17 protein-coding genes and 1 pseudogene are annotated in these 17676 nt (G+C 47.8%); 7 read left to right on the top strand and 11 right to left on the bottom strand.

The genetic code is table 11. The annotated features are described in order from the left end of the window. Positions 1 to 93: 93 nt before the first annotated feature. Positions 94 to 1199: pseudogene (locus CMR00_00250) on the top strand (tRNA 2-thiouridine(34) synthase MnmA). Between the two features lie 27 nt (positions 1200 to 1226). On the opposite strand, the gene CMR00_00255 reads toward CMR00_00250, so the two are convergent. Continuing rightward, positions 1227 to 2357, bottom strand: coding sequence for a hypothetical protein (locus tag CMR00_00255; protein PIO49157.1), 1131 nt, complete (start codon positions 2355 to 2357; stop codon positions 1227 to 1229). A 221-nt stretch (positions 2358 to 2578) separates the two neighbouring features. On the opposite strand from CMR00_00255, the gene CMR00_00260 reads away from it, so the two are divergent. Both CMR00_00260 and CMR00_00265 read left to right on the top strand, forming a co-directional pair. Beyond that, positions 2579 to 3118, top strand: a complete 540-nt coding sequence (locus CMR00_00260) for a hydrolase (protein PIO49158.1) — start codon at positions 2579 to 2581, stop codon at positions 3116 to 3118. Beyond that, on the top strand, positions 3115 to 3639 hold the full coding sequence (locus CMR00_00265) for a phosphotyrosine protein phosphatase (protein ID PIO49159.1): 525 nt from the start codon (positions 3115 to 3117) through the stop codon (positions 3637 to 3639). The genes CMR00_00260 and CMR00_00265 overlap by 4 nt, the downstream gene beginning before the upstream one ends. A 99-nt stretch (positions 3640 to 3738) precedes the next feature. Here CMR00_00265 and dxs read toward each other — a convergent pair whose 3' ends face one another. Both dxs and CMR00_00275 read right to left on the bottom strand, forming a co-directional pair. Then, positions 3739 to 5691 (bottom strand): 1-deoxy-D-xylulose-5-phosphate synthase, encoded by a 1953-nt coding sequence (gene dxs / locus CMR00_00270; protein PIO49160.1) that lies wholly within the window; start codon positions 5689 to 5691, stop codon positions 3739 to 3741. Positions 5692 to 5841: 150 nt separating this feature from the next. After that, a complete protein-coding gene (locus CMR00_00275; protein ID PIO49300.1) occupies positions 5842 to 6267 on the bottom strand; it encodes a transcriptional regulator in 426 nt (141 codons plus the stop codon). A gap of 247 nt (positions 6268 to 6514) precedes the next feature. Here CMR00_00275 and CMR00_00280 point away from each other — a divergent pair, with 247 nt between their 5' ends. After that, complete coding sequence (locus CMR00_00280) at positions 6515 to 8488, top strand: alkaline phosphatase (GenBank protein ID PIO49161.1); 1974 nt, start codon at positions 6515 to 6517, stop codon at positions 8486 to 8488. A gap of 31 nt (positions 8489 to 8519) precedes the next feature. Here the strand turns inward: CMR00_00280 and CMR00_00285 are convergent, their stop codons facing one another. From CMR00_00285 to CMR00_00300, 4 genes are read right to left on the bottom strand one after another with little or no spacing between them, the layout of a single operon-like run. Next, positions 8520 to 9254 carry a glycosyl transferase gene (locus tag CMR00_00285; protein ID PIO49162.1) on the bottom strand — a complete coding sequence of 245 codons (735 nt, stop codon included), beginning with the start codon at positions 9252 to 9254 and terminating at the stop codon, positions 8520 to 8522. Beyond that, entirely contained in the window at positions 9248 to 9571 is a 324-nt protein-coding gene (locus tag CMR00_00290) for a hypothetical protein (GenBank protein ID PIO49163.1), read from the bottom strand. The genes CMR00_00285 and CMR00_00290 overlap by 7 nt, the downstream gene beginning before the upstream one ends. 38 nt (positions 9572 to 9609) lie before the next feature. Beyond that, on the bottom strand, positions 9610 to 10806 hold the full coding sequence (locus tag CMR00_00295; GenBank protein ID PIO49164.1) for a hypothetical protein: 1197 nt from the start codon (positions 10804 to 10806) through the stop codon (positions 9610 to 9612). A 36-nt stretch (positions 10807 to 10842) separates the two neighbouring features. Next, positions 10843 to 11247, bottom strand: coding sequence for a CoA-binding protein (locus CMR00_00300; GenBank protein ID PIO49165.1), 405 nt, complete (start codon positions 11245 to 11247; stop codon positions 10843 to 10845). A gap of 41 nt (positions 11248 to 11288) precedes the next feature. Between CMR00_00300 and CMR00_00305 the strand changes: the two genes are divergently transcribed. Continuing rightward, positions 11289 to 12104: a ligase gene (locus CMR00_00305; protein ID PIO49166.1), complete on the top strand. Its 816-nt coding sequence runs from the start codon at positions 11289 to 11291 to the stop codon at positions 12102 to 12104. Here the strand turns inward: CMR00_00305 and CMR00_00310 are convergent. Further along, positions 12098 to 13954 (bottom strand): beta-glucosidase, encoded by a 1857-nt coding sequence (locus tag CMR00_00310; protein PIO49167.1) that lies wholly within the window; start codon positions 13952 to 13954, stop codon positions 12098 to 12100. The two genes, CMR00_00305 and CMR00_00310, sit on opposite strands and share 7 nt — an antisense overlap. Positions 13955 to 14007: 53 nt before the next feature. On the opposite strand from CMR00_00310, the gene acpS reads away from it, so the two are divergent. Together acpS and CMR00_00320 are read left to right on the top strand one after the other, a co-directional pair. Beyond that, entirely contained in the window at positions 14008 to 14367 is a 360-nt protein-coding gene (acpS, locus tag CMR00_00315; protein ID PIO49168.1) for a holo-[acyl-carrier-protein] synthase, read from the top strand. A gap of 7 nt (positions 14368 to 14374) precedes the next feature. Further along, entirely contained in the window at positions 14375 to 15172 is a 798-nt protein-coding gene (locus CMR00_00320) for a purine-nucleoside phosphorylase (protein PIO49169.1), read from the top strand. Between the two features lie 323 nt (positions 15173 to 15495). On the opposite strand, the gene CMR00_00325 is transcribed toward CMR00_00320, so the two are convergent. The 3 genes from CMR00_00325 to CMR00_00335 form a co-directional block, all read right to left on the bottom strand. After that, on the bottom strand, positions 15496 to 16026 hold the full coding sequence (locus CMR00_00325; protein PIO49170.1) for a hypothetical protein: 531 nt from the start codon (positions 16024 to 16026) through the stop codon (positions 15496 to 15498). 26 nt (positions 16027 to 16052) lie between these two features. Next, positions 16053 to 16637, bottom strand: a complete 585-nt coding sequence (locus CMR00_00330) for a hypothetical protein (protein PIO49171.1) — start codon at positions 16635 to 16637, stop codon at positions 16053 to 16055. A 102-nt stretch (positions 16638 to 16739) separates the two neighbouring features. Continuing rightward, entirely contained in the window at positions 16740 to 17630 is an 891-nt protein-coding gene (locus CMR00_00335; GenBank protein PIO49172.1) for a glycosyl transferase family 2, read from the bottom strand. Positions 17631 to 17676: the final 46 nt, after the last annotated feature.

Raw genomic sequence — 17676 nt, forward strand, 5'->3', positions numbered from 1 at the left:
ACAAAAAAGCAGCAAAAGAAGAGTGTAAAGCACAAAACGATTCACAGAGGGGTAATGTTTTGAGCGAAAAATTTACGAATAAATCTTCAACGAATGAGCACAAGAAAGAAGGTCGTGGTTGGCATGTCGGGCGGTGTAGATTCGTCTGTAGCGGCATGCCTGCTTGCAGAGCAAGGCTATGAAGTCATTGGGATTACAATGAAAACGTGGGATTATGACATGGCAGGTTTGGGCAAAAGTTCAAAGAAAGAAACAGGTTGCTGTTCTTTGGAGTCCATCAACGATGCGCGCAGTGTAGCTGTCGCCAAAGGGTTCTTGCACTATACACTTGATTTTCGTGAGGATTTCGGTGAAGCCGTTATTGAATATTTCAAAGAAGAGTATTTGCATGGTAGAACACCAAACCCGTGCGTGATGTGCAATACTAAAGTCAAGTGGGAATCACTGTTGCAACGCGCAGAACTTTTGGGCGCAGATTACATTGCCACAGGACACTATGCACGCGTGCGCTATGAAGATGGGCGCTACAAACTCTCCAAGGGCAAGGACCAAAACAAAGACCAAAGCTATGTGCTGTGGGGAATTTCGCAGCGGGCGCTCTCTAAAACACTTTTCCCGCTTGCTGAACTGACCAAACCCGAAGTGCGTGAACTTGCCCGCAAATTCGGCTTGAAGGTCGCCGAAAAAAGTGAAAGCTATGAGATTTGTTTCATTCCCGACAACGACTACGAGCGATTTCTCAAAGAATGGTGCCTGACTTAGAAGCGAAAGTGTCTGGCGGTAAAATTCTTGATGAGTCAGGCAAGGTCTTAGGGCAGCATCGTGGGTATCCGTTCTACACAATCGGGCAGCGCAAAGGTTTAGGCATCACAACACCAGAGCCAGTTTATGTTACCGAGATTCATTATGAGAACAACACCATTGTCGTAGGCAAAAGCGAAGCGCTGCTGCATCATGGACTTGTAGCATCGCAAGTAAATTGGATTGCTGTGGCAGAACTGAAAGAGCCAATGTGTGCCAGCGCAAAAATTCGCTACAAAGACCAACCTGAGCCATGCACGATTTCACCACTCGATAACGGTATGGTCGAAGTGCGCTTTGATAAACCGAAGCGTGCTATTACGCCTGGTCAAGCCGTCGTGTTCTATGATGGTGATGATGTTTTAGGTGGCGGATTCATTCACAGCGTGATAAAGTGATAAGCCAGTCTTTCTGTTCCTGTTCACTCATGGCTCTACAACAAGGAAGCGCCGCCAAGCCGAGAAGAGGGCCTCGCTGACGCCACGAATGTTTTTGAGTTCTTCAACACTTTCGAAACGCTTGTATTCTTGGCGATAGCGCAAAATGCGGTCGGCAAGCGTACGAGTCATACGTGGTAAGCGCATCAGGTCTTGAAACGTAGCCGTGTTTAGATTGATTTTCTCGCCTTCTTTGATAGGCGGCTTGAGCTCAAAAGCCTCATCAATAAGACGCTCAAAATCCTCTTGTGCACTTTCACTTGTGCCGCCGAAACGAACCGAGAGCGTAAGGTGATGCGAAAAGCCAAGTTCAGGGTGTGTAAGAAAAGCATAGTCCGCATCGACGAAGGCATAACGCACACCAATTCCGCCGGCAATGCGTTGCGGCTCGGTGCTGAATCCTGCACGCAGTGAGACATACGGCACAGCATCGAATTCCATACCCGATTTAAATGAAATTGGATAGCGCACATCTTTCTCTACATCAAAAAACGCACGTAGGTTTTTTAGCACTCGATACGACAATCCTGCCATGTAGACTTGTGCAATCTCTTCATTTGAGAGACCGATGGAAGGACGATTAAGATTGAGCGCTGATACACCAAGCGAGAGTTCAGGCGTAATAAGTGCTAAAATGCCGACATCAAGACTAATTACGCCAGCATTGCCATAGCCTTGAATTGAGAAAAGTTGATAGGAAAGTGTAGCGCCGAAAAAGAACCGCCGCTCAAACACGTTGGCATATCCCAAAGAGACTGCAGTTTCATTGTAAAGTTCGAAGCCGAAACGGCGCGCTGCTGCACCAAAGGCGCCAAATCCCGCTGGCAAGGTCTGTGGATCGGCAAATGCAATAGCAAAATCTGACAGTTCGCTAAGTCCAAAAGGTTGGGCATAGAAAAAACTAACTTCACGATGTGGCAGGAGCATCAGACCAGCAGGGTTATAGAACAGGGCAAAAGAAGAGTTTGCAAGACCTGTAAAGGCACCGCCAACACCAATGGCGCGCGCACCTTTGTCCAAACGCACCGCTTGGGCATGAAGCAGGGTATTGCATCCTATTGACATAATCAGCACAGCAAGACATGTCAGCGGTTTCACTAACATAGTACTCGTGTCCATGTTTTGGGTAAGGTTCTCACTGAATTTACAACGGATAGAGGGATTGCTAAAGTGTATCAGCTGGGGATGCCAATGATGATGAATCAAAGGCGATAAGCCCTACGAAAAGTCTAACATAACGCAAGGATGCTTCTACAAATGAAGTTTGCGGGCGATTTCGTAAAATGCAACGCAAAATTTTCTTCAACCTGGGCGTAACAATGCTCTAAAACCACACCACTATGCTTCAACCCGACGATACCGCACTTATCATCATCGATGTGCAAGGCAAACTTGCTACGTTGATGCATGAAAAAGAGAGACTGTTTCAAAACCTGACGCGTCTCATACGTGGCGCACAAATCTTAGAGATTCCAATTGTGCTCACGGAGCAATATCCACAAGGTCTTGGCGAGACGGTGCCTGAAATCAAAGCATTGATGCCTGATGTGCAGCCGATTATCAAAATGAGCTTCAGTTGCTGTGGTGAGGAAGCGTTTCTTGACGCCATAGAAGAGCTCGATCGTGAGCAGCTTTTGGTGGCAGGCATTGAGTCGCATGTCTGTGTCTATCAAACGGTTGCAGATTTGCTGGATGCAGGCTACAATGTGGAAGTCGTTGCCGATGCGGTCTCTTCACGCACGGCTGAAAACTACAAACTGGGTCTGTCGCGAATGGAGGATATGGGCGCATGGCTAACTAGCACGGAGATGGCACTCTTTGAGCTCTTGCGTGTGGCGGGCACACCAACCTTCAAAGAAATTTCAAAACTCGTAAAATGATGAATCTCAACCATTCCCACGCAAAGCCCGTGCGTGTGCTATTTGTGTGTTTAGGCAATATCTGTCGCTCGCCCTCAGCAGAAGGGGTGTTTCGCAAGCTGTTGCACGAAGCAAACTTAGCCGCTGCTTTTGAGATTGATTCAGCAGGCACAGCAAGCTACCATATTGGTGAACCTGCTGACTATCGTGCTGAAACTGCCGCCGCAGAGCGTGGCATCGATATCTCTGCACATCGTGCGCGGCAAGTGCACCGCAAAGATTTTGATACCTACGATTGGATTATCGCTATGGATAAAAGCAACTTGGAAAATCTACGGCGAATGTGTCCGCAAAAGCTGCAGCATAAGTTGAAGTTGATCATGAGCTTTGCCTCGCACCACACACTCGATGAAGTGCCGGATCCGTATTACGGCGATGAAAGAGATTTCAAGTATATGCTCGATCTGCTTCAAGATGCCTGCAAAGGCTTACTTGACTGGCTGGTGAGCATGCATAATCTTCAAACTGAAGCGCATCGCTAGGGTTTAGCGATGTGTGGGCTATATCGAAAAAGGCAGCATGGAAAAGTAAAGGGCGAGTGTAAGCTCGCCCTGTGCATATTGTCTTGTGCTTATGCGCGCTTACTGCGCAACAGCTTCTAGGGTTTCGGCGCCCATAAATTGAAGCACGCGCTTGCAGATGCTTTCTGGGTCTAAGCCCACTTCCTTATGCAGTTCAGCAGGCTGACCGTGGTCAATGAATCGATCAGGTAAGCCGATAACGAGCACTTTGTTGCTGTAGCCTTTTTCTTGCAAGTATTCCAAGACAGCGCTGCCGAATCCACCTTTGATAGTATTTTCTTCAATCGTTACAAGCCGTTCATGCTTAGCGCAAAGTTCATCAATGAGTGCGGTGTCGAGAGGTTTCACAAAGCGCATATTAGCCACGGCAGCTGAAATGCCTTGTGCAGCTAAAAGGTCAGCGGCTTTCATGGCATGATTGGTCATAACGCCGATACCGAGGAAGGCAATATCGTCACCTTTGCGTAGCAGTTCGCCTCTACCAATCGGAAGTTGGGTAAATTCTTTGCGCAGCGGCACACCTACGGCATTACCTCGCGGATAGCGTACGGCAATTGGACCATCATCATACTTGACGGCTGTATAGAGCATATCGCGCAGCTCTTGTTCGTTCATCGGTGCCATAATGACCATGTTGGGGATAAGCCGCAAGTAAGAGAGATCAAAAGCACCGTGATGTGTCGGGCCGTCGGCACCAGCCAGACCGCCTCTATCCATTGCAAAAATCACATTTAGATTTTGCAGAGCTACATCGTGAATAATTTGGTCATAGGCGCGCTGCAAGAATGTAGAGTAGATTGCTACAACAGGCTTCATGCCTTGCGTAGCCAAACCCGCCCCAAATGTTACGGCATGTTGCTCGGCAATACCTACATCAAAGAAGCGTTCGGGAATTGCTTTCTCCAGAATTTTAAGTGAGGTCCCCGATGGCATTGCAGCCGTAATACCGACAATGCGCTCATCCATTCGTGCCAGTTCTGTAATGGTATTGCCAAAGACATCTTGATAGAGCGGTGGCGCATTTGGATTCGGTGCTTTGAGTGATTTGCCGGTGATTTTGTCAAAGGCGGAGCTTTGTGCATGCCACTTTAATTGGTCTTCTTCGGCAAGTTTGTAGCCTTTGCCTTTGATGGTTACAATGTGCAAAAGTTTCGGGTGCGGCATCTCGCGCAGTTCGCGCAAAAGCGAAGCAAGATGCACCACATCATGACCATCAACAGGACCAAAGTAGCGGAAGCCCAAGGCTTCAAAGAATTGTCCGGGCGTGAGTGCAGCTTTCAGTCCTTGCTCAAGGCTGCGGATAAATTGACGAGCGCGCTCGCCAAGTTCATTATCCATGCGACTGAGAATGTCCCAGATGTCGCGCCGAATTTTGTTGTAAGTCGAGTTCGTGGTAATGTCAGTCAAATGTTCTTTCAAGCCACCGACATTGGGATCAATCGACATGCAGTTGTCGTTGAGCACGACAAGCACGTCGGTTTTAAGATGCCCTAAGTGATTAAGCCCTTCAAACGCCATGCCGCCCGTCATGGCACCATCACCAATGACAGCGACGATTTTGTAGTCTTCTTTGCGTAAATCACGCGCAACCGCCATCCCAGCTGCAGCTGAAATAGAGGTAGAAGCATGCCCGACACCAAAGGTGTCGTAGATGCTCTCGCTACGCTTTGGGAAACCCGATACACCTTTGTATTGGCGATTGGTATGAAAGATGCCGCGTCGCCCTGTCAGAATTTTATGTACATACGCTTGATGTCCTACGTCCCAGACAAGTTGATCTTTCGGGGTGTTGTAGATGTAGTGTAGAGCGACAGTGATGTCTGTGGCACCGAGGCTTGCACCAAAGTGCCCACCGTATTGAGAGACCAGATCAATAACGAACTCTCGGCACTCTTGCGCAATGGCCGGCAAGTCGGAGAGAGAAAACTTCTTGAGGTCATCAGGAGAATTGATGTGACGCAGATACTTGCCGTAGTTGACAAGGTCTTCTCGGGGCGCTATATGTTCAAGCATAGTTGTTCAGGTTTTCAGAATTGACTGTAAAGGTCTACTGTTTTTGAGATAATAAAAAAATTAAGTTAAGAATTTGCTTTGCATCGTAAAAATGCTGATGCTAAGTGCAATGCGCTCTTGTGCATTTGACCAAGCATTTAGCCATGTACCTCACTTGAAGAGTTTGGCAAGAAAACCAAAAAACCAGCGTTCATCGGCTTTGACGACTTTTTCAAGCACAGCATCAATATGCCTTGCAAAGTATTCCACATCTTTAACAACGCTCTGAAAATTCTGGTAATCTTCGCTGCGCTCTGGACTAACATGTTTCAACTCCGAAATGGCTCTAAGCAAGGGTTCAAGCTCGCGTTTGCGCCGCTCGCGTGCAATCATTTTGGTAACCTCAAAGATATTTTTCTCTGCGACAAAAAACTCCTTGCGTTCACCGGGCTTGTGTTCACGCTGGACAAGTCCCCAGTCGATAAGCTCTCGCAAAGTCATGTTGACGTTGCCGCGTGAGATGCCAAGCGTTTGCATGATATCATCGGCGCTCAGCGGTTCTACAGAGATCAGCAGCAGGGCGTGAATTTGCGCCATTGTGCGACTGATGCCCCAGTTTGAGCCCAGTGTTCCCCACGCCTGAATGAACTTTGCTTTTGCCTCGCTTAGCGTTAGCTTTTCCACAGTTGAAATTTAACTTTCAAAACTTTCAAAAAAAATTGAAAGTTTCTTTTGTAAAAAAATTTATCTGCCTCTCCCATTGGCTTCAGAATTAATGATGGCTTAACCTTCACAAAACTATCTTTGAGCGTCTTGCCGTATTGTCCCATAAACGCATCATCTTATGAAACACGTTTTCAAATCTTCACTTTTTGTTGCAAGCGCATTGATGATGTTGCTTGTACAGCATGCAGCAGCGCAACTTTCGCCCACAGTGCTCGGTTCTTGGGGCACGGGACTCTATCGTAGTTCTGATCCACGTTCTGCTGAAATTCTGGCTTATGATGCCCCATCACGTCGCTTGTTTGTGGTCAATAGTGTCAGCAATAATGTGCTTATTTTGGATTTCAGTAATCCAGCATTGCCACGCTTGATTGACTCCGTTCGTTTTACAACAGGTTCGCCCAACAGCATTGATATTCGTAATGGAGTTTTGGCTGTGGCTGTGGATTCCACGAATCGTCAGGCGCCGGGCAGAGTCTTTTTCTATCGTGCCGCAACAGCAGGTGCAACTGCAACAGCGTTAGCATCAGTGCAAGTAGGGGCACTGCCCGATATGCTCACCTTTACCGCCGATGGTCGGTTTGTGTTAGTTGCCAATGAAGGTGAACCCAACAACTACAATGCCGGCAACATCGATCCTGAGGGCTCTGTGAGCATCATTGAAATTCCAAGTGCGGGGGCGCAAGCTATTACGCAAGCAAACGTGCGTACTGTAGATTTCCGATCACTCAACGGACAAGAAACGGCACTGCGCGCTCGTGGCGTACGCATCTTTGGACCACGTGCGACCGTTGCGCAAGACTTAGAGCCTGAATACATCACCGTGCAAGGTGACACGGCTTATGTGGTCTGCCAAGAAAATAATGCTATCGCACTGGTGCGCATCAGCACAGCGTCGCTTATTGGTATTCGTGGTTTAGGCTTGAAGAACCATAACTTAGCAGGCTTTGGTCTCGACCCTAGCGACCGTGATGGCGCAGGCGGTACAGGTGCAATCAACATCGCACCGCGTCCTGTGTTCGGCATCTATCAACCTGATGGTATTGCATCCTATGTGGTCGGTGGACAAACCTTTGTTGTAACGGCAAATGAAGGTGATGCGCGCGATGGATACGCAGGTACAAATGAACCAGAGATACGTGGCGGTGCGGCAAGTGTCCGTTTAGACCCTGCAGTGTTTGGTGACACCTCACGCACGACAGGCATTCGCCGTGATTCACTGTTAGGGCGATTGCAGATTTCTATTGCTTTGCCTGACACTACGCCAGCAGGACTCTACCGCAGCCTGCAATGCTTTGGTGGACGCTCATTTTCTATCTTCCGCGTCGAGCGTGATTCACTGGTGCGCGTCTATGACAGCGGCGATGACTTTGAGCGCATCACCGCAGCGCGTTTCCCAGCGAACTTCAATGCTACAAACACCAGCAATGCACTCGACAACCGTAGTGATGACAAAGGACCAGAGCCTGAAGATGTCAAAATTGCACGCATTGGCGATAGCACCTATGCGTTCATTGGCTTGGAGCGTATCGGCGGTGTGATGATTTACAACATTACATCACCAACAGCGCCGCGCTTTGTTGCCTACATCAATAATCGCAATTTCAGTGTAACGCCGGGGGCAAGCACAGTGCTCTCGGGTGCAGTCGCAGGTCCAGTAGCAGCTGATCGTGTCGGTGATTTGGGCGCAGAAGGCTTGCTCATCATTCCGGGCAATCTTAGTCCAAACAGCCGGCCGCTGCTCGTGGTCGCAAATGAAGTGAGCGGTACAGTAACAACCATTCAACTAAGTGCAACAGCATCGGTGGAACAGCTTGCAGAGGTGATGCCGAAAGGTTTCGCGCTGGAACAAAACTATCCCAATCCTTTCAACCCAACGACAACGATTAGGTATTCCTTGCCACAAGCGGCACAAGTGAGTTTGAAAGTCTATGACATTCTCGGTCGAGAAGTAGCCCAGCTGGTAAATATGCGTCAAGCTGCAGGGGTCTATGTTGCGCAGTTTAATGCTGCAAATTTACCCAGTGGAATGTATTTCTACCGCTTAGAAGCAGGTTCATACAGAGAGACGCGAAAGATGATGCTCGTGAAGTAGCTCAAAATGCGCAGAATGCCCTGTTTGTTTGTCATTTGCGATAAGCATCGTATTGCTGTTTGAGCTCGCTGGCATTGGCGCCGAAGATGTAGCGCGCAACAAGGTAGGCATTGAAGAGTTGCTGCGAAAAAAATCCATTTTTCTTGAATCGACGTGCAGAGGTAGTAAGCGAAGCGGTTTTGATAAGCGTAGGTTCGGCAAGTGTGCGTGCGCGAAAGAGAAACTCGAGGTCTTCCATCAACTCTTGCTCTGGAAATTTGCCTAATGCCTCAAAAAAAGTCCGACGCGCAAAAATGCCAGAGTCGCCGTAGTGTGTCAGAATTGAGTTGATGCGTGTAGCAGCGCTGTAGAGTCGTGCAAGTGGATGCGCATCGTCGAAGTCCATTGCAAAGTAGCCATACTGAACACTTGGATTTTGCAGTGCGCGTGCAAGTTCAGCCAAAGCATTTTGAGACAGCACAGTATCGGCGTGAAGAAAAAGCAAAGCCTCACCCGTAGCAAAATTCGCCCCGCAATTGAGTTGAAAGGCTCTACCTGTGATGCTGCGGAATATACGCACAGGCAAAGTGTCGTTGGTGTCAAAAAATCTGGTGATCACTTCAACTGTCGCATCACAGCTGCCCCCATCGACAATAAGCAATTCGAAGGAGACGTCGCTCGGCAAGTCTTGCGCTGCAAGGCTTTGTAAGGTCTTGGCAATGAAGCGCTCTTCGTTCAGTGTGGGAATAACAACAGAGAGTTTCACAGTCGATGCGCAAATTAGAATGAAACGATGTTTTCGAAGATAATGTCAAGCAAGCCACGATTGTTCCACGCAAAATCCACGCGAGCTGCTAAACGATATCCACCCACCAGTACAAGTCCAGCACCATAGCCATACTGTGTGTTTTTCCAGTCAAATGTCGTTGGACGGTTGCCGAAAAAAGAGGTATGTGAGTTATACCAGATATTGCCTGCATCAAAGAAGAGTGTAGCGTAAAGCGCCCACTGCATTACTTTGAACTGCTCAATAGGTATAAAGTCAAAGCGCAGCGTACTAAGTGGCACAATAGGGTAGCGCAGTTCTGCTGTATTGAGTTGCAAATTGTCACCTTCAAAGATATCGCGTGTATAGCCACGTACTACGACGCGAGTGTAGCCAAAGAAAAGCCGTTCATGATTTGGTACGGGAGTATTGAGCGAAATTGCAGTGTAGTTGCGCAGTGCAAGTGACAGTTCGCCAAGGATTTTTCATAGAAGCGAATGTCAAAAATGCCACGCGTGATATTGATTTTATCTGTCCATGTCGGTAAGCCCATCTGGTACAGATTTAGCGAGAGAAACCAGCCTTTGGTTGGACATTGGTTCAAGTCGACTTGCGAGTAGATATAGTTGAGATGCAGCCAAGGATAGTAGTCGCGTCCATCAGCAGCGACGGTGGCGCTTGGATAAGCGGCTTTGATATCTTCAAACACAGAGACACGATTAAACCCAAAGTTAATATTCAGAAAGGCAAATGGTGAAAGCCGCTGACTAATTGCGCCTGAGATAATAAAAGTTTTTTGGATGTAACGAGGAATGACATCGGTCTTGGTGTCGTAAGCGAGATTGTTGAGGTCTCGCCAGGTAAGGGCAAAGCCTGCGCCGGTGCGTGAGGTGCCCAGCAAATACGGTGTGTAATACGACAGGCGAATGTAGGGATCGAAGCCAACGCCGAAGGCAAATGAGAACGGATCACTCAGACCCGTCAGATTTTGGTGCGTGGTAATCACGCCGATGTTAAGGTTAGCGATAGTTGGGTTGCGTATCCAGTTTGCTAAACTCATCCCGCGCAAATCGAAACGTGGCTGTGGGAAAAGATACCAGCGCTCATGAACTGAAATCAAGACAACGGTTAAAGGGGCTTGACGTGCATGAGCTTCTTCATAGCACTGCTGTGAGAATGCCGCAAAAAGTGAATCTTGTTCATCATTGATACTAATAGGCTCTGGCAACTGATCGGGCATAAATCGCTTGGCGGAGACAAAGACGACATTAAAAAGCTGCAGGTTGTAAATAAGCTGTTGTGCCGTCTGCAGGTCTTGCATCCTGAGTGTATCGCCTTCAGCAAATGGCAGTTCTTGACGCATCACAAACGGCTTCGTGGTGTAATTGCCTGTAATGATAATTTTATCGACAATAGTGCCACAAGCCTCCTCAGTTTCTTTAAGCGAAAACGCAAAACCATAGCGACGGTCAGGCTTATCTTCGTCAAGCGCCATCGCATACACTGGTAGCATAGACAAGCTAAGCGTCAGCAGTATCAATTTGATGTCAGGCACAAATCTTGGAGTCTTCATGGAATAGAAGCGTATGACTGCAAGTCCTCTAAGAGATTAAGCTAAATAAAGTCTGTGGTCAACCGCAATGCAATGATTTTGAACAACAATCAAGCCAGCAGCTTCAGCTTTTTGGCGTGCAGCTTCGTTAGTGATGCCCAGTTGCATCCAGATAACTTTTGCACCAATTGCAATTGCCTCATCAACAATAGGCTGTACACTGTCAGGTTTGCGAAAAATATTGACAATCTCAATTGTGTGTTGTATCTCGCTTGGCAAATCTAAGAGGCTCGGGTAACACGGTTGGTTGAACACTTTTGTCAAATTTGGATTGATAGGCACCACGCGGTAGCCGTGCGCAAGCATATAGCGCGAAACGGAATAACTGGGCCTATCAGGCTTGTCAGACTGCCCAACTACAGCAAGGGTCTTATATGCCTTGAGAATTTCCGGGATTGTCATCTCTTGGAGAGCAAATTTAGGTATTTCAAAACAACTCTAAAATGTACGAGAAAATTTTCTTGATTGATTCAGGTGCAAAGCGCGGACACTTCCAGATGTGGCTGGATGAGACACTGGCGATAAACTTCGACAGCCTTACGCATACTTTTGGGGAAAACGTGGCACTGCTGCGTTTCTATGCATGGCAGCCGTTTTGCATCTCACTTGGCTATCACCAAAAGGAAGAGATGTTTGACCGCGCACGACTGGCACAAGATGGTATTGAACTTGTGCGCCGACCTACAGGTGGCAGGGCAGTTTTTCATGCTGAAGAACTGACTTATGCGATAGTCGCCAATACAGAAGCATCTAATGCAACATGCTATGCGCAGATTGCCCGAGCATTACAAGCGGGACTAGCGGTCTTAGGGATTGAAGCAAATTTTCAGCGTCAGCAACCTGACTTTCGCAACCGATACACCCGTGCAGAAAGTCTGCCGTGTTTTACCGCATCGGCAAGAGATGAATTAGAAGTGCAGGGCAAAAAGATCATTGGTTCTGCGCAGCGGCGCTATGGCAAGACACTGTTGCAGCATGGTTCAATCTTGCTTTCTCCAAAACACCGTGAGATGACACGCTATCTATCTACCACCGACGATGTCAAGGCGCGCATTGCAAAAGATTTGGAAGAAAAAACCACATCAATCTCAGAAGTGATAGGCAAAACGATTCGCTATGATGAGGTGACACAAGCGTTTCGCAAGGGCTTTGAGCAAGCCTGGCAGCGTGTGCTTGAACCACTCTGCGAAACCGATTTGCTAGCTCTGCTGCCTGATTATAGCAGCACTGTAGCTTTAGACACCGCACCACATCAGTAGGAAAGTCCCTCACCAAACTTAAAGAGCGGTTCCGTTTTACCTTCCCCAACATTAATTGGGATTTGTTCCAAAGTGCGCGGGAAAGAGTGTGAGAGCTTTGCGGTAGGCTTAGCTTCACCAAAAAGCAGGTCCACAATACCGCGAATTTCTGTGCCCGGTAGCCACGCCACTAAGAACGCGCTGGACTTTGCAAGTGCTTCTCCTAAGACTAACGGTCTACCTGTTAGCAGCACGACGACAACGGGCACTTTTGCACTAGCAATGTTGCGAATAGGAATGAGGTCTTCTTCGCTGATGACAGGATTCGGTGAATCGCCATCCGTTTCAGTGTAGGGCGTTTCACCAATGACGACAATGCCCACTGATGCGCCGGCAGCACCAGAACCATCTGGCGAGTAGCTCAACATAGTATTTTTCCCAATCGTCCGACGCAGCGCTTGATAGAAAGTCTCACCAAAGGCTATACTATCTGGTGTTTTGGTAAAGTCATTGAAATCTACGGTCCAGCCACCGCATTGATTTGCTAAGCTGTTTGCACTTTTCCCAGCAAGGTGAATACGTGTAAGTGTATTAGGCAGAGGCAAAAGTTTGTCATCGTTTTTGAGCAAGACGGCGGTCTTTTGAACAATACTCCGAGCTATGTTACGGTGTGTTTCGCTACCAACTTTCTCTAAGAGGTCTGCTCTGGCGTAGGGCTTCTCAAACAAGCCTAAGGCGAGTTTCGCACGTAGCACACGTCTGACTGCGTCATCAATGCGCTGAGGCGGAATTTTTTGCTGACGCACTAGCGTGCGTAAAATTGTCATGAACTCCTTGTAATTTGCAGGCAGCATGATAACATCAATCCCAGCGGTAACTGCTCTTTCAATGCAGTCAATTGTATCGCCAGCGATATCATAGATTCCGCCCCAATCCGAGAGCACGATTCCCTCAAATTTCAACTCGTTCTTGAGCACAGATTGAATTAAGTATTTTTGACCATGGATTTTCTCTCCGTTGAAGCGGCTGTATGAGAGCATCACGGAGCCTACACCAGATTGCACAGCGGCAATGTAGGGCGGAAAGTGAATTGCACGCAGGGTTTTCCCATCAATTTCGATGTCGCCTTCGTTGATACCCTTGAGTGTTGCGCCATCGCCGACAAAATGCTTAGCACAGGCTAACACACCATCCTCACTAAGACGATCACCTTGATAGCCCTTGATAGCAGCCGACACACATTTTGCAACCAGTTCAGGAAACTCGGAATACGACTCATAGGTTCTGCCCCAGCGCTCATCGCGGGCGACAGCTGCACAAGGTGCTAAGTTCCATGTAAAGCCAGCCGCACGCATTTCCACCTTCGTGATTTCTGCAGCTTGACGAATGGCGCTTTCATCAGTACTGCAGCCCATTCCAATGTTGTGCGGCAACACCACAGAGCCAAAGACCAAGGCATTGCCATGCACGGCATCAATAGCAGAAAGGAGCGGGATTTTTAGACGGGTGCGCAAGGCATAACTTTGCAACGTATCGTTCAGTGCAGCCCAACTGCGTGCATCACTCGAGTTGGGTTTGGGGTAAAAGCCTACGCTGGCTACCACACTACCAATGAAATACTTCTGAATATCTTCAGGGCTTTCCAAATACTGAACACCCACCATCATCATCTGCCCGATTTTTTCATCGAGCGTCATCTTTGACATGATTGCCGTAACACGCTCATTGAGGGTTGGCGCATTGCCCTGACACGAAAAGCAAGACACAGAAGCTAAAAACGCAAGGAAAAGAAAACGCTGGCAGCGATATTGCATAGTGGTTTTTGTGCGGACGATTAAAAATGCCCTGAACGCTTCTTGCAAAGGCGTCATTAAAAATAGCAAAGAATTTTCTAAGTTAAAGAAACTGGATTTTTCAACGCAGAATGCAACTTGGCATTGATATTGTCGAAATCCCGCGCATCGAGACAGCGGTCGCACGATATGGTGAGAAATTTTTGCGCCGCATTTTGACAGAAAAAGAAATTCAGTACTGCTACTCCAAAGCTAATCCATTTGAGAGTATTGCCGTGCGTTTTGCTTGCAAAGAAGCGATTGCAAAAGCGCTGGGCAGCGGCATCTCCAAGAAATTTCATTGGCAATCCGTAGAAATTTTGCGCGATAAGCACGGCAAACCAAAAGTCAAACTTTGCCAAAAAGTGAAGGGACTATCAGCAAAAAAGATATCCGTCTCCATGTCGCACACCCATCACCACGCGGTTGCAATTGCTATCATCTCCCCCTAAAGCTATCATGACGCACGCTGAAAAAGTCGCCGCTGCCAGAGCATTTCTTGCTCAGAAAACTTCTGGTGTGCCTGAAGTTGCAATTGTCTTGGGCTCTGGGCTTGGCGATTTTGCCGACCACATCAGCATTCATCACACCATTGATGCCAATGATATTCCGCATTATCCTGTGCCGGGCGTGGCAGGGCATCATGGCAAAGTAATTTTAGGTAGCAGCGCAGGTAAATCGCTGGTGCTCATCAAAGGACGTGTGCACTGCTATGAAGGCTACTTGCCTGACGAGGTTACCTTTTATGTACATCTTCTTGCTGCATTAGGCACAAAAACGCTGATTCTAACCAATGCTGCTGGCGGCGTCAACTTCAATTTTGAGCCCGGCGACCTGTGCCTTATCACCGATCAGCTAAATTTCACACATGCACGACTCTCAGCTAATGCGACAACTGCCCGAAAGCGAGAAATCTATGACGCTGAACTGATTCGTCTTATCAAGAAAGTCGCACTGCAAAAAGGTATAGCCTTGCATCAGGGCGTGTATGCAGGTGTATTGGGACCGAGCTACGAAACACGCGCTGAAATCAGAATGCTGGCACGATTAGGCGCAGATGCAGTGGGAATGTCAACAGTTATAGAAGCCTGCGCCGCTGTATCGCTTGGACTGCGCGTTGCTGCAATTTCACTCATCACGAACAAAGCAGCTGGACTTGGTGCAGAGAAACTTTCTCACGATGAAGTTCAACGGATAGCAAATCAATCCAAAGAAAGATTTTCCACACTAATGTCAGCTATCATAGATGCGCTCTAAGTCAACCACTCAAGGCACTCCGAAAAAATTAAAGACAATGCGCACACCAGCACTGAACCACAAAGGCAATCGTGTTTGTCCGCCGATGCCATTGCCAATCGTGCCATCGATTTGCAAATCATCGCTAAAAAAAGTGCCGAAAGCCTACTTGATACGACACACCAGAACCGGGCACATACGGATCGCCAGAGAAAATTTCGCCCACAAGATGAAACCCACCAATCGTGCGAATCTGCGTACCAAGACCCCATGTGCTAATCAGTTCATCTCTGCTGCCAACGTGCAGGTAATTTGCTCCGATATTGCCATGAATTAAAACTGCATCACCTTCGCCGAAAGATTGCGAGACAATGAAAAACCCAAATGTACCATAGCCCGGCGGTTGCAAAACGCCACGACCATACGGCAAAAAATGTGCCAACGACCACACTCACGCCGGGCAGTGCATTGGCTTCATAGCCTTTGAAGAGAATCTTGGCTTGCACAAGCGGCAGACCAAATGCAAAGCCTTTCGTAGATTCATCAACAAACGGAAATTCCTCGAGTTCGCCGGCAACTAATCCAACCCCAAACACGCCGCCTAAAGTGAGTTCTAACCACTCCGTAGGTCCATAAGCAGCTAAAAACCACTGTTGAAGGGTCTCTTTATCCTGACGATACCACGACTCTAATTGTGCCAAGCGGTTGCCTACGACACGCGCATCATCGGTGATGAAGGGACGCACATGTTGTGTTGTACTTGAAAGCGCACTTTGCGCAAAACCTTGCGTAGATGCATCCAGCAGGAAAAGACCTAAACTTACAATTGCAGTCAAGCAAAATAGAGCACCGTCTTTCTTCAAGCCCAAAGACATCAAGATGTTGCTGTTATGTCTGTTGTCTATGACTTTTTATCCAGCTCAATGTTGCAAACAAAATTGACGTCTTCGCCGACGAGCAGACCGCCATTGTCCAGAGTTTTGTTCCACTTCAAGCCAAAGTCTGTGCGATTGATTTTGCCCACGACTTTGAAGCCGGCTTTTATGACCCCACTGGGTGATTTTGCCATGCCGTTGTAGATGACATCTAATGCAACTTCTTTTGTAACGCCATGCATCGTCAGGTCGCCAATGAGTTTGTAGTTCTTCTCATCAATTTTCTTGAAGGATTTGCTCTTGAAAGTGATTTTCGGATACTTTTCTACATCGAAGAAATCTGGGGATTTGAGGTGTCCATCGCGCTTTTCATCTTCAGTGTTGATGCTGCTGGCGTCAATAGTAAACTCAATCTCGCTGTCGACAAAGTCATCGCTTTTGGCGATAATTTTCCCATCAAAGAACTTGAATTTCCCTGCTGTTTCTGAAACCACCATATGCGAGACAGTAAAGTTGATATTTGAGTGGCTTTTGTCGATCTGCCATGTGGTTTGTGCAAGGGCATGTGAGCTGAAAACAAGAAGCGCCAGAAAGGATGCGAAGAGTTTCATGGTATTTATGGTTTAAGAGATTGCTTAGGATTTAGGATGGGTCTGCGATACGATGCATGCAAATATATGTTACAGCGCTAATTCTGCAAAACATGGTGAGCGCTAGGGAAAGCGCAGTGATGGAGAAAGCCAACGATCGAGGCGCAAGCCACGTTTGAGCAGCAAGAGCCAATTTCTAGGATTTTGTCGCAGCTCAGGGCTATGGTAAAGCGCGCGAAGTGAAAGGTGCCAGCCGTGCCACAGATCGCCATGGCGTAGGGCGGCACTGCCGATTTCAAAGTCAAAAAATGGTTGATAGTGTCGTGGAATTTTTGCGCGATAGGTCTCCAATATGCGCAGCGAGGCGTGGTAGTATCTCGGGTTTGCGGTGCTGCTGCGCCTGTGATGCTCACGCACGCGGACAGTATCGCTGTCGCAAGGTGCAATTTTTAGATCAGAGAGAAAGGCACGTAGCACCAGCTCCCAATCTTCTCGGAAACGAAAGGCGTCATCGTATTGCAAAAACTTTTCCTTTCTAAATGCAACGCCGGGTGTGCCACCGATGAGTGCAGAACACGCTAAGATACCAACGTCATCAGGCAGCACTTTGCGTGAGGTGTAAATAAGTTTCCCAGTTGTATCGACTTTTGAGCGCAAAATTGCGCAAACCATATCGGCTTGTGTGCGTTGAAAGGTGCGGAGCATAGTGGCAATATGGTCAGGAGTCCAAAGGTCATCGTGGTCAAGAAAAAAGAGATATTCAGCGCGGGCACAACTTGCGCCACGATTGCGTGAATGACAGCGTTCGAGATTGGTTTCATTGCGTAAATAGACAGCAGGAATTGGTGCAGCTTGTAAGAGTTTTTGCACAAGCTCTGGTGTCTGATCGGTAGAAGCATCATCGACTACAATGAGCTCAAGATCCTGTTCTGTTTGAGCAAAAACAGAATGCACCGCATCGGTAATAAACGCTGCGCCATTATGTGCAGCAATGATAACACTGGCTTTTGGCATAGTGTGAAAATACGAAGATGGGCTTGGTGAAAGTCAAATCGCTGTG

Source organism: [Chlorobium] sp. 445 (assembly GCA_002763895.1).
Taxonomy (GTDB): Bacteria; Bacteroidota; Chlorobiia; order Chlorobiales; family Thermochlorobacteraceae; genus Thermochlorobacter.

Bases quoted from the DNA above. Each gene is read 5' to 3' on its own strand.
- CMR00_00255 (PIO49157.1), bottom strand. From the start codon at position 2,357: ATGGACACGAGTACTATGTTAGTGAAACCGCTGACATGTCTTGCTGTG.
- CMR00_00260 (PIO49158.1), top strand. From the start codon at position 2,579: ATGCTTCAACCCGACGATACCGCACTTATCATCATCGATGTGCAAGGC.
- CMR00_00265 (PIO49159.1), top strand. From the start codon at position 3,115: ATGATGAATCTCAACCATTCCCACGCAAAGCCCGTGCGTGTGCTATTT.
- dxs (PIO49160.1), bottom strand. From the start codon at position 5,691: ATGCTTGAACATATAGCGCCCCGAGAAGACCTTGTCAACTACGGCAAG.
- CMR00_00275 (PIO49300.1), bottom strand. From the start codon at position 6,267: ATGGCGCAAATTCACGCCCTGCTGCTGATCTCTGTAGAACCGCTGAGC.
- CMR00_00280 (PIO49161.1), top strand. From the start codon at position 6,515: ATGAAACACGTTTTCAAATCTTCACTTTTTGTTGCAAGCGCATTGATG.
- CMR00_00295 (PIO49164.1), bottom strand. From the start codon at position 10,806: ATGAAGACTCCAAGATTTGTGCCTGACATCAAATTGATACTGCTGACG.
- CMR00_00300 (PIO49165.1), bottom strand. From the start codon at position 11,247: ATGACAATCCCGGAAATTCTCAAGGCATATAAGACCCTTGCTGTAGTT.
- CMR00_00305 (PIO49166.1), top strand. From the start codon at position 11,289: ATGTACGAGAAAATTTTCTTGATTGATTCAGGTGCAAAGCGCGGACAC.
- CMR00_00310 (PIO49167.1), bottom strand. From the start codon at position 13,954: ATGACGCCTTTGCAAGAAGCGTTCAGGGCATTTTTAATCGTCCGCACA.
- acpS (PIO49168.1), top strand. From the start codon at position 14,008: ATGCAACTTGGCATTGATATTGTCGAAATCCCGCGCATCGAGACAGCG.
- CMR00_00320 (PIO49169.1), top strand. From the start codon at position 14,375: ATGACGCACGCTGAAAAAGTCGCCGCTGCCAGAGCATTTCTTGCTCAG.
- CMR00_00325 (PIO49170.1), bottom strand. From the start codon at position 16,026: ATGTCTTTGGGCTTGAAGAAAGACGGTGCTCTATTTTGCTTGACTGCA.
- CMR00_00330 (PIO49171.1), bottom strand. From the start codon at position 16,637: ATGAAACTCTTCGCATCCTTTCTGGCGCTTCTTGTTTTCAGCTCACAT.
- CMR00_00335 (PIO49172.1), bottom strand. From the start codon at position 17,630: ATGCCAAAAGCCAGTGTTATCATTGCTGCACATAATGGCGCAGCGTTT.